Genomic DNA, 15101 nt, shown 5'->3' on the forward strand with positions numbered 1-15101 from the left:
TACATGCCCGAGATCGAGTCGGGCAACATCACCGTGTTCCCGGAGTACAGCGGCAACCTGCTGCAGTACTTCGACCCTGAGACCGAGGCGCGCACGGCGGACGACGTGTACGCGGCGCTCGAGGAGGCCCTTCCGGAGAACCTCGCGGTCCTCGATCAGGCCGAGGCGAGCGATCAGGACTCCTATACCGTGACGGCGGAGTTCGCCGAGGAGAACGGACTCACCTCGATCGGTGATCTCGCCGGTGTGTCGGATGCCCTCACGCTCGGCGGACCGCCCGAGCTCGCTGAGCGTCCCTACGGCCCCGACGGACTCGCCGAGACGTACGGTGTGGAGGTCACGTTCTCGCCGACCGGCGACACCACCGTCGAGAGCCTCGTGGCCGGCCAGGTCGACGTGGCGAACGTGTTCACGGCGGATCCGCGCATCCAGACCCAGGATCTCGTCGTGCTGGAAGACCCCGAGGGGCTGTTCCTCGCTTCGAACGTCGTTCCCGTCGTGAGCGCGGATGTCGCCGACGAGATAGCCGAGACGATCGACGCGGTCAGCGCGGCGCTCACCGCCGACGCCCTCGTGGCCCTGAACGTGCAGAGCACCGAGGACCAGATGTCGCCGGAGGACATCGCGATGCAGTTCCTGTCGGAGAACGGCCTCGCCTGATCCGTTCCGCCGAAGAGAGCCTCACCGTCCACGGACGGTGAGGCTCTTCGTGCTCCCTCGAACCACCCCGATCTTGCCGAGACGCCCCGTTGTCGCCGCGAACACCGGGGTGGTTCGACGCGAAAGGGGTGGTTCGACGGGACGTCAGCGCAGGAACGCGTTCCAGAAGCCCTTCTTCGCGGGCGTGTCGTGGCCGGCGCAGCGCTGAGAGCGGGGGACGCCGGCGAGCGCCTGCTCGACGTGCTGTCCGCATCCGGCCCAGGTCGCCTTGCCGCAGGTCTTGCAGGTGGTCTGTCGGCACATGTGGTGCTCCTTTCTCGGTCGTTTCTTTCAGGCGAGGGTGAGGAAGAGCTTCTCGAGCTCGTCGGTGGTCAGCCCCTCGGCCGCCTCCGCCCCTTCGGGGTCGACGACGCAATCGCGCATCGCGGTCGAGACGATCGCGAAACCGGCGCGATCGAGCGCGCTGGTGACCGCCGCGAGCTGCGTGACGACCTCGCGGCAGCCCGCATCTGATTCGACGGCGGTGATGACCGCGTTCAGCTGGCCCTGGGCCCGCCGCAGCCGGTTGAGGATCTTCTTGCGGGCCGCGGCCTGCTCCTCGGGGGTGCCGGTGATCATCATGCGAGTACTCCTTCGGTGACGAGGACGCGGTCGACGTCGGCGCCGAACCACTGACGCAGCGTGCGGGTCCCACCGGAGAGCGACGAGGAGTCGAACCCGTGCGAGACCAGCACGCGGTGGGCGATGTTCGAGCGCACGCCCGCCGCGCAGAGCACCCGCACCGGTCGTCCCGCGGCGGCGTCCCGCACCTCGTCGATGCGATCGCGCAGCTCGGTGTGAGGGATGTTCACGGCGTCGCGCAGGTGCCCGGTGACGAATTCGCCGGGGGTGCGCACATCCACGACGAGCACGTCGGCGTCGTCCGTCGCGTCGGCCGCGTGCCACAGCCGGAGGCGTCCGCTGAGAATGTTTTCGGCGATCATGCCGAGCATGTTCACCGCGTCCTTCGCCGAGCCGTAGGGCGGGGAATAGCTGAGGTCGAGATCGATGAGGTCGGGGGCGACGAGCCCGCCGCGCATCGCGGTGGCGATCACGTCGATGCGCTTGTCCACACCCTCGACACCGGCCGCCTGGGCGCCGAGGATCGTGCCGTCGACCGGATCGATGTGCGCGATGAGGTGAATCGGCGCGGCGCCCGGGAAGTAGCCGGCGTGCTGGTTGGGATGCAGGTGGATCGTCTCGTACGCGATACCCGCCTCGTCGAGGCTTCGCCGGTTCGCTCCGGTCATCGCCACGGTGAGGGATCCGACGCGCACGATCGCGGTGCCGAGGGTGCGGGGGATGCGGCGAGTGGCTTCATCACCTCCGACGATGTCGTCGGCGATGAGGCGTCCGGCACGGTTCGCGGGGCCGGCGAGAGCCACCGGCCGGACGGTTCCCGTGATCGCATCGACGCTGACCGTCGCGTCGCCGGCGGCCCAGATGCCGGGCACGGAGGTGCGGCCGCGGTCGTCGACGACGATCGCACCGCGAGCCGTCTCGATGCCGGCACCTGCGGCGAACGCGGTGTCGGGACGCACGCCGACGGAGAGCACCACGAGGTCGGCGTCGATGACCGTGCCGTCGCCGAGACGCACGCGGTCGACGTCGGTGCCGGCCTCGATCGCCTCTGCGGCGACGCCGGCGTGCATCGCGATGCCGAGGGTCTGCAGCTCCTCGTGCACGAGCGTGGCGAGTTCGCGCTCGAGCGGGGGGAGGGCGTGCGGGGCGAGTTCGACGACGTCGACGGACAGTCCGGCGTGGCGCAGCGCCTCGGCTGCTTCGATCCCGATGAAGCCGGCGCCGAGCACGACCGCGCGGCGAGCGCCCGAGGAGACTCTTTCGCGGAGCGCCACGGCGTCGGCGACGGTGCGGAGGGTGCGCACCCGGGCGGAGTCGAGCCCCGGCAGGGGCGGGCGGAGCGCCGCGGCACCGGGTGTGAGGACGAGAGCGTCGTAGGACAGCTCGATGACGCCGTCCGGTGTGTCGACGACGACGATCCGTGCCGCGGTGTCGATATCCGTCACCTCGTGATGCAGGCGCACGTCGAGGTCGAGTGCGGCGCGCAGCGACGACGGTGAGTGCAGCAGCAGGTCGGCTGCCTCGGAGATCTCTCCGCTGACGTGGTACGGCAGGCCGCAGTTGGCGAACGACACCTCGGAGCCCTTCTCGAGCACGATGATCTCGGCCGTCTCATCCAGACGGCGGGCGCGGGCGGCGGCGCTCATCCCCGCTGCGACCCCTCCGACGATCACGATTCGCATGACGACTCCTCTCCGATACCCCAGGGGGTATCAACATCGACATTGATCGTAACATACCCCCCGGGGTATCATTGAAGACGCGACGGCGTCGCGGGGCCGGATGCGCGTAGCCTGGAACGCCTATGGCGCATCTGCTCGGGGCCGAGGCCCTGCACCTGGAGTTCCCGACCCGTGTGGTCTTCGACGCCGTCTCGCTCGGGATCGACGAGGGGGATCGGATCGGCATCGTCGGGCGGAACGGCGACGGCAAGTCGAGCCTGCTCGCGATGCTCGCCGGACGCCTCGAGCCGGACGGGGGACGCGTGACCGTGCGCGGCGGGGTGCGCGTGGGAGTCCTGGATCAGGCGGACACCCTCGACGACGATCTCACCATCGCCGAGGTCGTCGTCGGCTCCCGGCCCGAGCACGAGTGGGCCGGAGATGCCCGCGTGCGCGATGTCATCGGCGGGCTGCTGGGCGGGTTGTCGTGGGACGCGCCGCTGCGGGACCTCTCCGGCGGCCAGCGACGTCGCGTCGCGCTGGCGAAGCTGCTCTCCGAGGACTACGACGTGCTGTTCCTGGATGAGCCCACCAACCACCTGGACGTGGAGGCGATCTCCTGGCTCGCCGATCACGTCAAACGACGCTGGGGCGTCGGCTCGGGCGCGCTGCTGGTCGTCACGCACGACCGGTGGTTCCTCGACGAGGTGTGCACGAAGACCTGGGAGGTGCACGATCGCGTCGTCGAACCCTTCGAGGGCGGATACGCCGCCTACATCCTGCAGCGGGTCGAGCGCGACCGGCAGGCCGCCGCCATCGAGCAGCGCCGCCGCAATCTCGCGCGCAAGGAACTCGCCTGGCTGCGACGCGGCGCGCCCGCCCGCACATCGAAGCCGAAGTTCCGCATCGACGCCGCGAACGCGCTCATCGAAGACGTTCCGGAGATCCGCGACGCGCTCTCGCTGCAATCGCTGGCCGTCTCGCGCCTGGGGAAGGATGTCGTCGACCTGCTGGATGCCTCGGTGTCGTATCCCGATGCCGTGACGGGCGCCGACCGAACGGTGCTGCATCCCGTCGAGTGGCGCATCGCCCCGGGCGAGCGCACCGGGATCCTCGGTGTGAACGGCGCCGGCAAGTCGACGCTGCTCGGCCTCGTCTCCGGAGATGTCGAGGCGACCTCGGGCCGAGTGAAGCGGGGCAAGACCGTTCAGGTCGCCACGCTCACCCAGCGACTCGACGAGCTGGAGGAGCACCTCGACGAGCCCGTGCGGGTGGTCGTCGGCCGACTGCGGACGACCTACACGCTGGGCTCGGGCTCCAAGGCGCAGGAGCTCACTCCCGGCCAGCTGCTGGAGCGCATGGGCTTCTCCAGCGCACAGCTGTCGACGCCCGTGAAGGACCTCTCGGGAGGGCAGAAGCGCCGGCTGCAGCTGCTGCTGATCCTGCTCGAGCAGCCGAACGTGCTGATTCTGGACGAGCCCACGAACGATCTCGACACCGACATGCTCGCGGCCATGGAGGATCTGCTGGATACGTGGCCGGGCACGCTCCTGGTCGTCTCGCACGACCGGTACTTCCTCGAGCGCGTCACCGATCAGCAGTACGCGATCCTCGGCGGGCACCTGCGCCACCTGCCCGGGGGTGTCGACGAGTACCTGCGCCTGCGCGCGCTCGAGGAGCGCGATGGGTCGTCGACGGCGCCCGGGTCGGCGGGCGGGGCACCGGAACCCGGCCTGTCCGGTGCGCAGCTGCGTGCCGCGCAGAAGGAGATGGCGGCCCTGGAGCGGCGGCTGGAGAGGCTCGAGGGATCGATCGACGCCGCGCGAACGGGCCTGGCCGACCACGATCAGTCCGACTACGTCGGGCTGGGCGAGGAGATGGCGAAGATCACGGCGATGGAGGCCGAGCGCGACGACATCGAGCAGAAGTGGTTCGCCCTCACGGAGCAGGTGGGCTGACCGGAGCCACGTCGAACCCGAGGCTCAGTTTGCGCAGCAACCCCGCGAGGCGGTCGCGGTCGGTGCGCGAGAGGGAATCGAGCAGGAGCGCCTCCGCGTCGACGAGCCGTGTGATGGCGGCGTCGACCCGGGTGCGCCCGTCGTCGGTGAGGGTGACGAGGATGCTGCGCCCGTCCGCCGGGTCGGACTCGCGATGCACGAGCCGGCGACCGACCAGTCGGTCGATGCGATTGGTCATCGTGCCGCTGGAGACGAGTGTCTGCTGCAGCAGCTGCTTGGGGCTGAGCTGGAAGGGCTCGCCCGCGCGGCGCAGCGCCGACAGCACATCCCACTCCCAGGGTTCCAGCTCGCTGCGCCGGAATGCCTCGCGGCGAGCACGGTCCAGGTGGCGGGAGAGCCGATCGACGCGAGACAGCACCTCGAGGGGGGAGAAGTCCAGGTCGGGGCGCTGGACGCCCCACGCGCCGACGATGCGATCGACTTCGTCGGCGGCGGTGGTCATCGTTCCATTATCACCGGTCGCGTCGCCGCGCCACGAGATCCGTCACGCGCTCTCGCGGACGATGAGCTTCGTGGGGAGGATCATGGTCCGCGGCTCACCGCCGGCGATCGCCTCCAGGAGCAGGCTCACCATGTGCTCGCTGAGCTCCCGCCATGGCTGGCGCATCGTGGTCAGGGGCGGATCGTGCTCCTCGGCGAGTCCGGAGTCGTCGAAGCCCGCCACCGCGATGTCATCGGGCACGCGCAGTCCTTCCTTCTTCAGCGTCGCCACCGCGCCAGCGGCCATGAGGTCGGATGCGGCGAAGACGGCGTCGATGTCGCGCGTGCGCCCGAGCAGCGTCGACATCGCCACGGCGCCGGATTCTCGTGTGTAGTCGCCGGCGACGACGAGATCGGGATCGAACAGGTCGTCCATCTCGCTCCGGAAGCCGCGCAGGCGGTAGCGCCCGCCGGGGGTGTCGTCGGGACCCGCGATCATCGCGATGCGGCGGTACCCGCGGGAGAGGAGGTAGCGCGTCATCTCGCGCGCCGATCCCTCCTCGTCCACGGCGACGGCGGGAAGGTTGCCGGCGAGCCCCAGCGGGTCGCCCGAGCACACGACCGGTACTCCGGCGGCGCGCAGGGAGCCGACGAGCGGGTCCTGCTCGTGCGAGGAGATCAGGAGGACGCCGTCGACGTGGCCGGCACTCACGAACGAGGCGATGTTGGCGCGCTCCTGGGGTGTGCCGGCCACGAGCAGGACGAGGGTCATCGATCTCTGGGTGAGAGCTTCGGCCGCCCCGCGCAGCAGCAGGGCGTACGTGGGATCGGAGAAGAGGAGGTGCTGCGGCTCGGTGAGGAGGAACGCGAGTGAGTTGGCACGCCCTGTCGCCAGGCTCCGGGCGTGGTGGTTCGCCGTGTAGCCCGTCTCGGCGATGGCCCTCTCGACCGCGTCGCGCGCCTCGGGGGAGACCCAGTGGCCGCCGTTGATCACCCGCGACACCGTGCCGCGAGAGACCCCTGCCGTCGCAGCGACGTCGCGGATCGTCGGCCTGCGCATCGAGATCGGTGCCGTGTCCACGATTCCAGACTCTACTCTGGGACCGGTCACAGTCCGGTAACGGATCGCGGTCGGTCTTGACGGATCCCGCGGGTGCGGGGTGATACTGGGACCGGTCACAGTCGCCGGATCGATTCCCGGCAGCCGACGCGCGCGCTTCGGCCACGCGCTTCGGCAGACAGCAGCGGTGACCGAGACGCGACGGAGGGTCATGGCGGGCGACATCGAGTGGCCGAAAGTGGACGGCATCGCCTATGGCGGCGATTACTCGCCCGAGCAGTGGCCGCGCGAGATCTGGCACGAGGACGTCGCGCTCATGCGCACCGCCGGCGTGAATCTCGTCAGCATCGGCATCTTCTCGTGGGCGCTGCTGGAGACATCCGAGGGGGTCTTCGACTTCGCCTGGCTCGACGACGTCATCGACCTGCTGCACGAGAACGGGATCCGCGTCGACCTGGGAACCCCGACCGCGGCACCGCCGGCGTGGTTCTACGCCGCCCATCCCGATGCTCGCGTCGTGACGCGGGACGGTGTCACCCTCGCGCACGGCTCCCGGGGCATGGCCTCGCACTCCGCCCCGGCCTACCGTGAGGCGATCGTGCGGATCACCGACGCGCTGGCGGAGCGTTACGCGAACCACCCGGCCGTCGTCATGTGGCACGTCCACAACGAGTACGGCACGCCCGTCGGGGAGGACTACTCGGCGCACGCCGTCGCCGCGTTCCGCGCGTGGCTCCAGGAGCGCTACGGTTCCCTCGCCGCCCTGAACGCCGCGTGGGGGACCGCCTTCTGGGGCCAGTGGTACCACGCCTGGGAGGAGATCTCCGCCCCGGCGGCATCCGCATCCGTCGTCAACCCGGCGCAGCGGCTCGACTTCGCCCGGTTCACCGACGACCAGCTGCGCGAATGCTTCATCCTCGAGCGCGACACCATCCGACGGCATGCCACCCAGCCCGTCACGACCAACTTCATGGCCAACCAGAGCTGGACCACCGACCTGTGGACGTGGGCGCGCGAGGTCGACATCGTCGCCGACGATCACTACCTCTGGGCAGCCGACCGCGAGGGCGAGATCGGACTCGCGATGGCCGCGGACCTGACCCGCTCGGTCGGCGCAGGCGCGCCGTGGATCCTCATGGAGCACTCCACCTCCGCCGTCAACTGGCAGCCGCGCAACGTCGCCAAGCGCCGCGGCGAGATGGCCCGCAACTCCCTCGCCCACCTCGGGCGCGGTGCCGACGCGATCCTCTTCTTCCAGTGGCGCGCCTCCCGTGGCGGTGCTGAGAAGTTCCACTCCGCGATGCTTCCCCACGCCGGCACGACCTCCCGCGTGTGGCGCGAAGTGACCGAACTGGGGGCGACATTGGCTCGCCTCGGCGAGGTGCGCGGCTCGCGGGTGCGAGCCGACGTGGCGATCCTGTGGGACTTCGAGTCGTTCTGGGCGCAGGACCTCGAATGGCGGCCGTCGGTCGATGTGCGGCATGCCGAGCGCATCCGGCAGTTCTACGAGCAGTGCTGGAAGGACAACATCACCGTGGACTTCGCCCTTCCGGGCCACGACCTCGGCGGTTACCGGCTCGTCATCGCCCCGGCGCAGTACCTGCTGCGCGCGAGCGACGCCGACAATCTCGCCCGCTACGTCGCCGCGGGGGGCACCCTCGTCTGGTCCTTCTTCTCGGGCATCGTCGACGAGAACGACGCCGTGCACGAGGGCGGATACGCCGCTCCGCTGCAAGAGATGCTGGGACTGCAGATCGAAGAGTTCCTTCCGCTCCGGGAGGACGAGACGTGCCGCCTCGCCTGGAGCGACGGACGCGACGGCCAGCTCGGCGCCGACGTCTGGCAGGACGCCGTGATCCCCACGACCGCCGAGACCGTCGCCCGGTACCTCGATGGTCCCGCCGAGGGCGGCGCGGCCCTCACGCGCAACGAGCATGGCGACGGCGTGGCGTGGTACCTCAGCACCCGCCTCGACGCCGACGCTCTCGCCGCGGTCATGTCCGAGGTGTATCGCGACGCCGGCATCGAACGGAGCGACCTGCCCGATGGCGTCGAAGTGGTCACGCGTCACGGCGACGACGCCGACTACCTCGTGGCCGTCAATCACCGTGACGTCCCCGTGACCGTGCCGGCCACTGGACGCGAGATGCTCTCGGACACCGACGTCGAGTCGGCACTGACGCTGGCCGCCGGCGGCATCGCCGTCGTCCGCACTCCCACCGCCCACCGAACCCACAACTGAACAGCACCGACAACTGAAGATCCGGAGCAACGGCTCCACATCCGGTCGTGAAGACGCGATCCCCACCGGGACGACGACGACCCCGAGAAAGGAATTCACATGCGCAAGTCATGGATCACGGGTGCTTTCGCCCTCACCGCCACCGCCGCCCTGCTGGCCGGCTGCAGCGGGGGCGGAGACGCCACCACCGACGAAGACGGCGGAGATGCCGTCGACGCCTCCGGCGTGGAGCTGACCGTCTGGGTGGACGAGAATCGCGAGCCCGCCGTCGCTGCGGCCGCCGAGCAGTTCGAGACCGACACCGGCGCGACCGTCACGCTGGTGCAGAAGGACTTCGCCGACCTGCGCGCAGATTTCCTCGCGCAGGTCCCCACCGGTGAGGGTCCGGACATGACCATCGGAGCTCACGACTGGCTGGGCGAGTTCGTCGCCTCGGGCGTCGTCAACACGCTCGACCTCGGCGAGAAGGCGTCGGAGTTCGAGCCGGTCGCCCTCGAGGCGATGACCTACGACGGCCAGCTCTACGCTCTGCCCTACTCGCTGGAGACCGTTGCTCTGATCCAGAACACCGAACTCGTCGGCGAGGAGGCTCCCGCGACCTGGGAGGACATGATCGCGGCGGGTGAGGAGTCCGGCGCGGAGCGTCCCTTCGTCATCAACACCGAGGGTCAGACCGGCGACGGCTACACGATGTACGGCTTCCAGACCTCCTTCGGCGCCCCCGTCTTCGTGCAGGACGAGTCGGGCTCGTACACCAGCGAGGTCGGGATGGCCGGCCCCGAAGGCGAGGCCTTCGCGCAGTGGCTGGGCGAGAACGGCGAGGACGGTGCCGGATACCTGTCGACGACGATCGACTACGACATCAACAACGAGCTGTTCAACTCCGGCGAAGCCGCGTACACCGTGCAGGGCCCGTGGGCGATCGCCTCGTTCCCCGATGTCGACGTCGCAGTCAACCCGATCCCGTCGGCCGGTGGCGAGCCCGCTGCCCCGTTCGTGGGCGTGCAGGGCTTCTACCTGAGCTCGCAGAGCGAGAACGCGCTGATCGCGCAGGAGTTCCTCGTCAACTACATCGCCACCGAGGAGGCGCAGCGCGCACTCTACGAGGCGGACCCGCGCATCCCGGCCTGGTCGACGGTGGCCGAAGAGGTCTCTTCCGACCCGATCATCGCGGGCTTCCTGGCCTCGTCGCAGAACGGCGTGCCGATGCCCTCGATCCCCGAGATGGGGTCGGTGTGGGAGTACTGGAACGCGGCTGAGGCGCAGATCATCGCCGGCGCGGACCCGCTGTCCACGTGGAACACGATGATCGAGGATCTCAACGCCACACTCGGCGGCTGATCCCCGTCGGTGGTGGTGGGGTCGGTGAGAGCCGATCCCACCACCGCTCGATTCCACAAGAGGCTCCGTCACGAGGAGGACGAGGATGTCGGTGCACCAACAGACCGGGGAGGCCGCCCCGCCCGAGGAGGAACGGCCGGACAAGCGGCCGCGCGACGCGCACGCACGGCGCTGGAACGGCCGGGGCTGGGGCTTCATCGTGAAGCTCGTCGTGATGATGATCGTCAACGCCGCGGGTCTCGCGGCGATCATCTCGGCGCTGCGGGTGGAGTCGTGGGTGATCCTGGCGGTGCTGGTCGTGCTCCTGGTCGCAGCGGACGTCGTGTATTTCTGGAAGCGCGCCATGCCGCTGAAGTACCTGCTGCCCGGGCTCGTCTTCCTCTTCGCCTTCCAGATCTTCATCTTCGGCTACACCGCCTACATCGCCTTCACGAACTACGGCACCGGCCACAACGTCACGCAGGATCAGGCGGTGGAGGCCGCCCTGATCCAGGGCGAGCGCCGGGTGGAGGGCTCGCCGACCTATCCGCTGGCCGTGGTCGAGCGCGGACTCGGCGAGATCGGCTTCGCGATCAACGACGGCGGCGAGGTCCTCGTCGGCAGCGAGCTCGAGCCGCTCTCGGACACCGGAGTGACCGTCGCAGCCGGCGCTCCCACCGAAGTGCCCGGCTGGACCCTCGTCGACCGATCGCGCCTGCTCAGCGACCAGGACCTGCAGCAGACCGTGGTCGATCTGCGCGTGCCGGTCTCCGACGATCCGAACGACGGCGCCATCCGCTCCCGTGACGGATCGAGCGGCGCGGTGTACCAATCGACCCTCGTGTGGGATGAACAGGCGCAGACCATCACCGACACGACGACGGGCACGGTCTACGAAGCGACCCATGAGGGCAGCTTCGTCGCCGCCGACGGCAGCAGCCTCCCCACCGGGTGGTACGTCAACGTCGGTCTCGACAACTTCCTCGAGCTCTTCACCGATCCCCGCCTCCTCGAGGCCCTGTCGATCGTGTTCGTGTGGACGCTCGTGTTCGCCACCCTCTCGGTCGTCCTCCCGTTCGGGCTCGGCCTGCTCTTCGCCCTCATCTACAACGATCCCCGGGTGCGGGGGCGCCGGGTGCTGCGCGCGATCTTCATCCTCCCGTACGCGTTCCCGATGTTCATGTCCGCGCTCGTGTATCGCGGCATGTTCAATGCGGAGTTCGGCATCATCAACGATCTGTTCTTCTTCGGCGCCGACATCAACTGGCTGGGCGACCCGTGGCTCGCCAAGATCGCGCTGCTGTGGCTGAACGTCTGGCTGAGCTATCCCTACTGGCTGCTGGTGTGCACGGGTGCGCTTCAGTCCATTCCCTCGGACGCCATCGAGGCCGCCGAGATCGACGGCGCCGGCAAGGTCCGCAGGTTCCGGTCGATCATCTTCCCGCTGCTGCTGGTCTCCACCGCGCCGCTGGCCATCTCGTCCTTCGCCGTCGGGTTCAACAACCTGCCGCTGGTCTACCTCTTCAACGAGGGTGGTCCGTCCATTCCCGGGGCTCCGTATGCGCTCGGCAGCACGGACATCCTCATCACCGCGATCTACAGCATCTCGGGCGTCTCCGGCGGCGCCGCCGACTTCGGTCTCGCGAGCGCGCTGGCGATCGTCGTGTTCGTCCTCGTCGGGATCATCGCCGCGATCGCCTTCCGACAGACCCGCCGACTGGAGGAGTTCCAGTGATGTCCGAGAACCATGTGATGCCCGAGGGGACCGTCCGCACCCGGACGGAGACCGAGTCGCTGATCGCCGTCGACCCGAGCCGCCGCGCGGTCCGTCGGAGGCGCTGGTTCGTCGACGTGGGCTGGAAGTACCTCTTCGCCCTCGTCGTCATCTTCTACGCGATCTTCCCGCTGCTGTACGCGCTGTCGGCGTCGCTCAATCCGCGGGGCAGCCTCTCCGCCGCGACCGCCCTGTTCAGCGAGTTCACGCTCGACAACTACCTCGCGCTGGGCGAGACGCGCTACTGGACGTGGATGGTGAACAGCCTCACCATCTCGGTGGCCGTCGCGATCGGATCGGTGCTCATGGGTGCGGCCGCGGCGTATGCGTTCTCGCGGTTCCGCTTCACGGGACGGCGCGTGAGCCTGTCTGCGCTCCTCATCATCCAGATGTTCCCGCAGGCGCTCGCCTTCATCGCGATATTCCTGATGCTGCTCGCGATCGGCGAAGTCGTGCCCGCGCTCGGGCTCAACACCAAGCTCGGCCTGATCTGCGTCTACTTCGGCGGCGCGCTCGGCGCGAACACCTTCCTCATGTACGGCTTCTTCAACACCGTTCCGGTGTCGATCGACGAGTCGGCGAAGATCGACGGCGCCACCCACGCGCAGATCTACTGGCGTCTGATCTTCCCCCTCGTGGTCCCCGTTCTCGCGGTGGTCGCGATGCTCAGCTTCGTCGCCACCTTCAACGAGTTCGTCATCGCGCGTCTGGTGCTCAGCTCGCAGGACGAGTGGACGCTGGCCGTCGGGATGTACGGGTGGGTCTCCGACCTGCTGCAGTCCAACTGGGGACTGTTCACCGCCGGTGCGATCGTCGGGGCGATTCCGATCGTCGCCCTGGTGATCGCCCTGCAGCGCTGGATCGTCGGGGGCCTCACCTCGGGAGCGGTCAAGGGCTGAGTACCCGGCGGTTCCCCAGCGGAAAGGCTGGCAGACTGGGGGAGCGGCCCGAGACGGCCGCGGTCCGCCGTGGTGTAATGGCAGCACGACAGCCTTTGGAGCTGTGAGGTCTAGGTTCGAGTCCTGGCGGCGGAGCATGGTGAACACCGACACATCCCTGGCCGTCATCGTCCTCGCCGCCGGCCAGGGCACGCGGATGAAGTCGGCGACACCCAAGGTCCTGCACCGCATCGGCGGCCGCTCTCTCGTGGGCCACGTGCTCGCCACCGCGCAGGCCCTGCAGCCCGCACATGTGGTGACGGTGGTGCGCCACGAGCGGGACCTCGTCGCCGCCGAGATCGCCGAACAGGCCCCGGACGCGATCGTGGTCGACCAGGACGACGTGCCGGGCACGGGGCGCGCCGTGGAGGTCGCCCTCAATGCCCTCGCCGACTTCGACGGCGACGTCGTGGTCCTCAGCGGCGATGTTCCGCTGCTGCAGTCGGACACGCTCGCGGCGCTGATCGCCGCCCACCGCGAGCGCGCCGCGGGGGTCACCGTCATGAGCGCGCTGCTCGAGGACGCGACCGGGTACGGTCGCGTCATCCGTGACGCGTCCGGCGACGTGCTGCGCATCGTCGAGCAGAAGGACGCCACCGACGCCGAGCGCGGCGTCGGTGAGATCAACGCCGGCGTGTACGTGTTCCGCATCGACGCGCTGCGGGTGCACCTGGCCGAGATCGGCACCGACAACGCCCAGGGGGAGAAGTACCTCACCGACGTGATCGCCCTCGCCCGGGCCGCGCAGCGGCCGGTGGGCGCGGCCGTCGCGCCCGACACCGCGGCCGCGCTGGGGGTCAACGACCGTGTCCAGCTGTCGGAGGCCGCCCGTGCCCTCAACGCCCGCACCGTTCGGCGCTGGCAGCTCGACGGCGTCACCGTGCTCGATCCGGCGACCACGTGGATCGACGTGGACGTCACGCTCGCCCCGGATGTCACGCTGCTCCCGGGAACGCAGGTGCTCCGTGCCACGACCGTGGGTGAGGGTGCGACCATCGGCCCCGACACCAGCCTCGTCGGCTGCGAGGTCGGCGCGGGCGCCACCGTGACGCGTACCGATGCGACGTTCGCCATCATCGGCGAGCGCGCGACCGTCGGGCCGTTCGCGTACCTGCGGCCCGGCGCGGAGCTCGGTCGCAGCGGAAAGATCGGCACGTTCGTCGAGGTCAAGAACTCCACGATCGGCTCGGGCAGCAAGGTGCCGCACCTGTCGTACATCGGCGACACCGAGATCGGCGATCGCGTCAACCTCGGTGCGGGTGCGATCACCGCCAACTACGACGACCTCGCCAAGCACCGCACCGTCATCGGCGACGACGTTCACAGCGGCTCGCACAACGTCTTCGTCGCCCCCGTTAGAATCGGTGACGGCGCGAAGACCGGCGCGGGAGCCGTCATTCGCAAGGACGTGCCCCCGGGTGCCCTCGCGTTGAGCGTCGCCCCTCAGCGCAACGTCGAGGGGTGGGTCGAGAAGAACAGAGCGGGTACCGCGGCGGCGGAGGCGGCGGCGAGGTCCCGGTCGACACAGAAGGCGGACGATGGCGCGTAAGAAGAAGACGGTCGAGCTCGATCGGGAGCACGAGGTCGCACCCGGACTGGTCGCCAAGACCAAGAAGCGCCTGGTGGTGGCATCCGGCCGTTCTCACCACACGCTCGCCGAAGATGTGGCCACGGCCCTCGGCACCCAGCTGGTGCCCACCGAGTACCGCACCTTCGCCTCGGGGGAGATCCTCACGCGGTTCGAAGTCTCGATCCGCGGCTGCGACGTCTTCCTGGTGCAGTCCTTCGGTCCTCCGGTGAACGAGTGGATCATGGAGCTGCTCATCATGCTGGATGCGGCCAAGCGCGCATCCGCCAAGCGCATCACCGTCGTCGCGCCCTACTACCCGTATTCGCGCCAGGACAAGAAGGGACGCGGACGCGAGCCGATCAGCGGCCGTCTCGTCGCCGACCTGCTGAAGACCGCCGGCGCCGATCGCGTGATGAGCGTCGACCTGCACGCCGCGCAGATCCAGGGCTTCTTCGACGGCCCGGTCGACCATCTCTTCGCCAAGCCCGTGCTGCTGGAGTACTTCGAGCAGAACCTGTCGGGCGTCGATCGCGAGCAGCTCACCGTCGTCTCGCCCGACACCGGCCGCGTGCGCGTCGCGGACACCTGGTCGGACAGCCTCGGAGCGCCGCTGGCGATCATCCACAAGCGCCGCGACCCGAATGTCGCGAACCAGGTGACCGTCAACGAGATCGTCGGCGATGTCGAGGGGCGCGTGTGCCTGCTGGTCGACGACATGATCGACACGGGCGGCACGATCGTGAAGGCGGCCGAGGCGCTGAAGGCGAACGGAGCGCTCCGGGTGATCGTCGCCGCGACCCACGCGATCTTCAGCGAC

General features: G+C 69.3%; 13 protein-coding genes and 1 tRNA gene. 9 read left to right on the top strand and 5 right to left on the bottom strand.

What is annotated here, in order from left to right:
- The coding region (locus B4E30_RS14945; RefSeq protein ID WP_286795942.1) for an ABC transporter substrate-binding protein at window positions 1–660 on the top strand (660 nt) is incomplete at its 5' end.
- Between the two features lie 144 nt (window positions 661–804).
- Here the strand turns inward: B4E30_RS14945 and B4E30_RS14950 are convergent.
- Genes B4E30_RS14950 through B4E30_RS14960 form a run of 3 tightly spaced genes read right to left on the bottom strand, consistent with a single transcriptional unit; the run spans window position 805 to window position 2963 of the window.
- A complete protein-coding gene (locus tag B4E30_RS14950; protein ID WP_176759351.1) occupies window positions 805–963 on the bottom strand; it encodes a hypothetical protein in 159 nt (52 codons plus the stop codon).
- 27 nt (window positions 964–990) lie between these two features.
- On the bottom strand, window positions 991–1281 hold the full coding sequence (locus B4E30_RS14955; RefSeq protein WP_286795944.1) for a metal-sensitive transcriptional regulator: 291 nt from the start codon (window positions 1279–1281) through the stop codon (window positions 991–993).
- Entirely contained in the window at window positions 1278–2963 is a 1686-nt protein-coding gene (locus B4E30_RS14960) for an FAD-dependent oxidoreductase (RefSeq protein ID WP_286795945.1), read from the bottom strand. Before B4E30_RS14960 ends, B4E30_RS14955 begins: the two co-directional genes overlap by 4 nt.
- A gap of 122 nt (window positions 2964–3085) precedes the next feature.
- Between B4E30_RS14960 and B4E30_RS14965 the strand changes: the two genes are divergently transcribed.
- Window positions 3086–4900: an ABC-F family ATP-binding cassette domain-containing protein gene (locus B4E30_RS14965; RefSeq protein ID WP_286795946.1), complete on the top strand. Its 1815-nt coding sequence runs from the start codon at window positions 3086–3088 to the stop codon at window positions 4898–4900.
- On the opposite strand, the gene B4E30_RS14970 is transcribed toward B4E30_RS14965, so the two are convergent.
- Both B4E30_RS14970 and B4E30_RS14975 read right to left on the bottom strand, forming a co-directional pair.
- Window positions 4881–5402, bottom strand: coding sequence for a MarR family winged helix-turn-helix transcriptional regulator (locus B4E30_RS14970; RefSeq protein ID WP_286795947.1), 522 nt, complete (start codon window positions 5400–5402; stop codon window positions 4881–4883). The genes B4E30_RS14965 and B4E30_RS14970 overlap by 20 nt on opposite strands.
- Before the next feature lie 42 nt (window positions 5403–5444).
- Window positions 5445–6440, bottom strand: coding sequence for a LacI family DNA-binding transcriptional regulator (locus tag B4E30_RS14975; RefSeq protein ID WP_286795956.1), 996 nt, complete (start codon window positions 6438–6440; stop codon window positions 5445–5447).
- 211 nt (window positions 6441–6651) lie between these two features.
- Here B4E30_RS14975 and B4E30_RS14980 point away from each other — a divergent pair, with 211 nt between their 5' ends.
- The 7 genes from B4E30_RS14980 to B4E30_RS15010 all read left to right on the top strand — a co-directional run.
- Entirely contained in the window at window positions 6652–8682 is a 2031-nt protein-coding gene (locus tag B4E30_RS14980) for a beta-galactosidase (protein ID WP_286795948.1), read from the top strand.
- A 99-nt stretch (window positions 8683–8781) separates the two neighbouring features.
- On the top strand, window positions 8782–10023 hold the full coding sequence (locus B4E30_RS14985) for a sugar ABC transporter substrate-binding protein (protein ID WP_286795950.1): 1242 nt from the start codon (window positions 8782–8784) through the stop codon (window positions 10021–10023).
- A gap of 85 nt (window positions 10024–10108) precedes the next feature.
- Entirely contained in the window at window positions 10109–11737 is a 1629-nt protein-coding gene (locus B4E30_RS14990) for an ABC transporter permease subunit (protein ID WP_286795951.1), read from the top strand.
- Window positions 11737–12675, top strand: a complete 939-nt coding sequence (locus tag B4E30_RS14995; RefSeq protein WP_286795952.1) for a sugar ABC transporter permease — start codon at window positions 11737–11739, stop codon at window positions 12673–12675. The genes B4E30_RS14990 and B4E30_RS14995 overlap by 1 nt, the downstream gene beginning before the upstream one ends.
- A 63-nt stretch (window positions 12676–12738) precedes the next feature.
- Window positions 12739–12810, top strand: a tRNA-Gln gene (locus B4E30_RS15000).
- A gap of 1 nt (window position 12811) precedes the next feature.
- Window positions 12812–14263, top strand: coding sequence for a bifunctional UDP-N-acetylglucosamine diphosphorylase/glucosamine-1-phosphate N-acetyltransferase GlmU (gene glmU / locus B4E30_RS15005; RefSeq protein ID WP_286795954.1), 1452 nt, complete (start codon window positions 12812–12814; stop codon window positions 14261–14263).
- Window positions 14253–15101 (top strand): ribose-phosphate diphosphokinase (locus B4E30_RS15010; RefSeq protein ID WP_286795955.1); only part of this gene is annotated, 849 nt, incomplete at its 3' end. The genes glmU and B4E30_RS15010, both read left to right, overlap by 11 nt.

Source organism: Microbacterium sp. UBA3394, from assembly GCF_002358725.1.
Taxonomy (GTDB): Bacteria; Actinomycetota; Actinomycetes; order Actinomycetales; family Microbacteriaceae; genus Microbacterium; species Microbacterium luteum.

What these genes read in the sequence shown, in the direction of transcription:
- B4E30_RS14950 (WP_176759351.1), bottom strand. Translation starts at nt 963, where the DNA reads ATGTGCCGACAGACCACCTGCAAGACCTGCGGCAAGGCGACCTGGGCC.
- B4E30_RS14955 (WP_286795944.1), bottom strand. Translation starts at nt 1,281, where the DNA reads ATGATGATCACCGGCACCCCCGAGGAGCAGGCCGCGGCCCGCAAGAAG.
- B4E30_RS14960 (WP_286795945.1), bottom strand. Translation starts at nt 2,963, where the DNA reads ATGCGAATCGTGATCGTCGGAGGGGTCGCAGCGGGGATGAGCGCCGCC.
- B4E30_RS14965 (WP_286795946.1), top strand. Translation starts at nt 3,086, where the DNA reads ATGGCGCATCTGCTCGGGGCCGAGGCCCTGCACCTGGAGTTCCCGACC.
- B4E30_RS14970 (WP_286795947.1), bottom strand. Translation starts at nt 5,402, where the DNA reads ATGACCACCGCCGCCGACGAAGTCGATCGCATCGTCGGCGCGTGGGGC.
- B4E30_RS14975 (WP_286795956.1), bottom strand. Translation starts at nt 6,440, where the DNA reads ATGCGCAGGCCGACGATCCGCGACGTCGCTGCGACGGCAGGGGTCTCT.
- B4E30_RS14980 (WP_286795948.1), top strand. Translation starts at nt 6,652, where the DNA reads ATGGCGGGCGACATCGAGTGGCCGAAAGTGGACGGCATCGCCTATGGC.
- B4E30_RS14985 (WP_286795950.1), top strand. Translation starts at nt 8,782, where the DNA reads ATGCGCAAGTCATGGATCACGGGTGCTTTCGCCCTCACCGCCACCGCC.
- B4E30_RS14990 (WP_286795951.1), top strand. Translation starts at nt 10,109, where the DNA reads ATGTCGGTGCACCAACAGACCGGGGAGGCCGCCCCGCCCGAGGAGGAA.
- B4E30_RS14995 (WP_286795952.1), top strand. Translation starts at nt 11,737, where the DNA reads ATGTCCGAGAACCATGTGATGCCCGAGGGGACCGTCCGCACCCGGACG.
- glmU (WP_286795954.1), top strand. Translation starts at nt 12,812, where the DNA reads ATGGTGAACACCGACACATCCCTGGCCGTCATCGTCCTCGCCGCCGGC.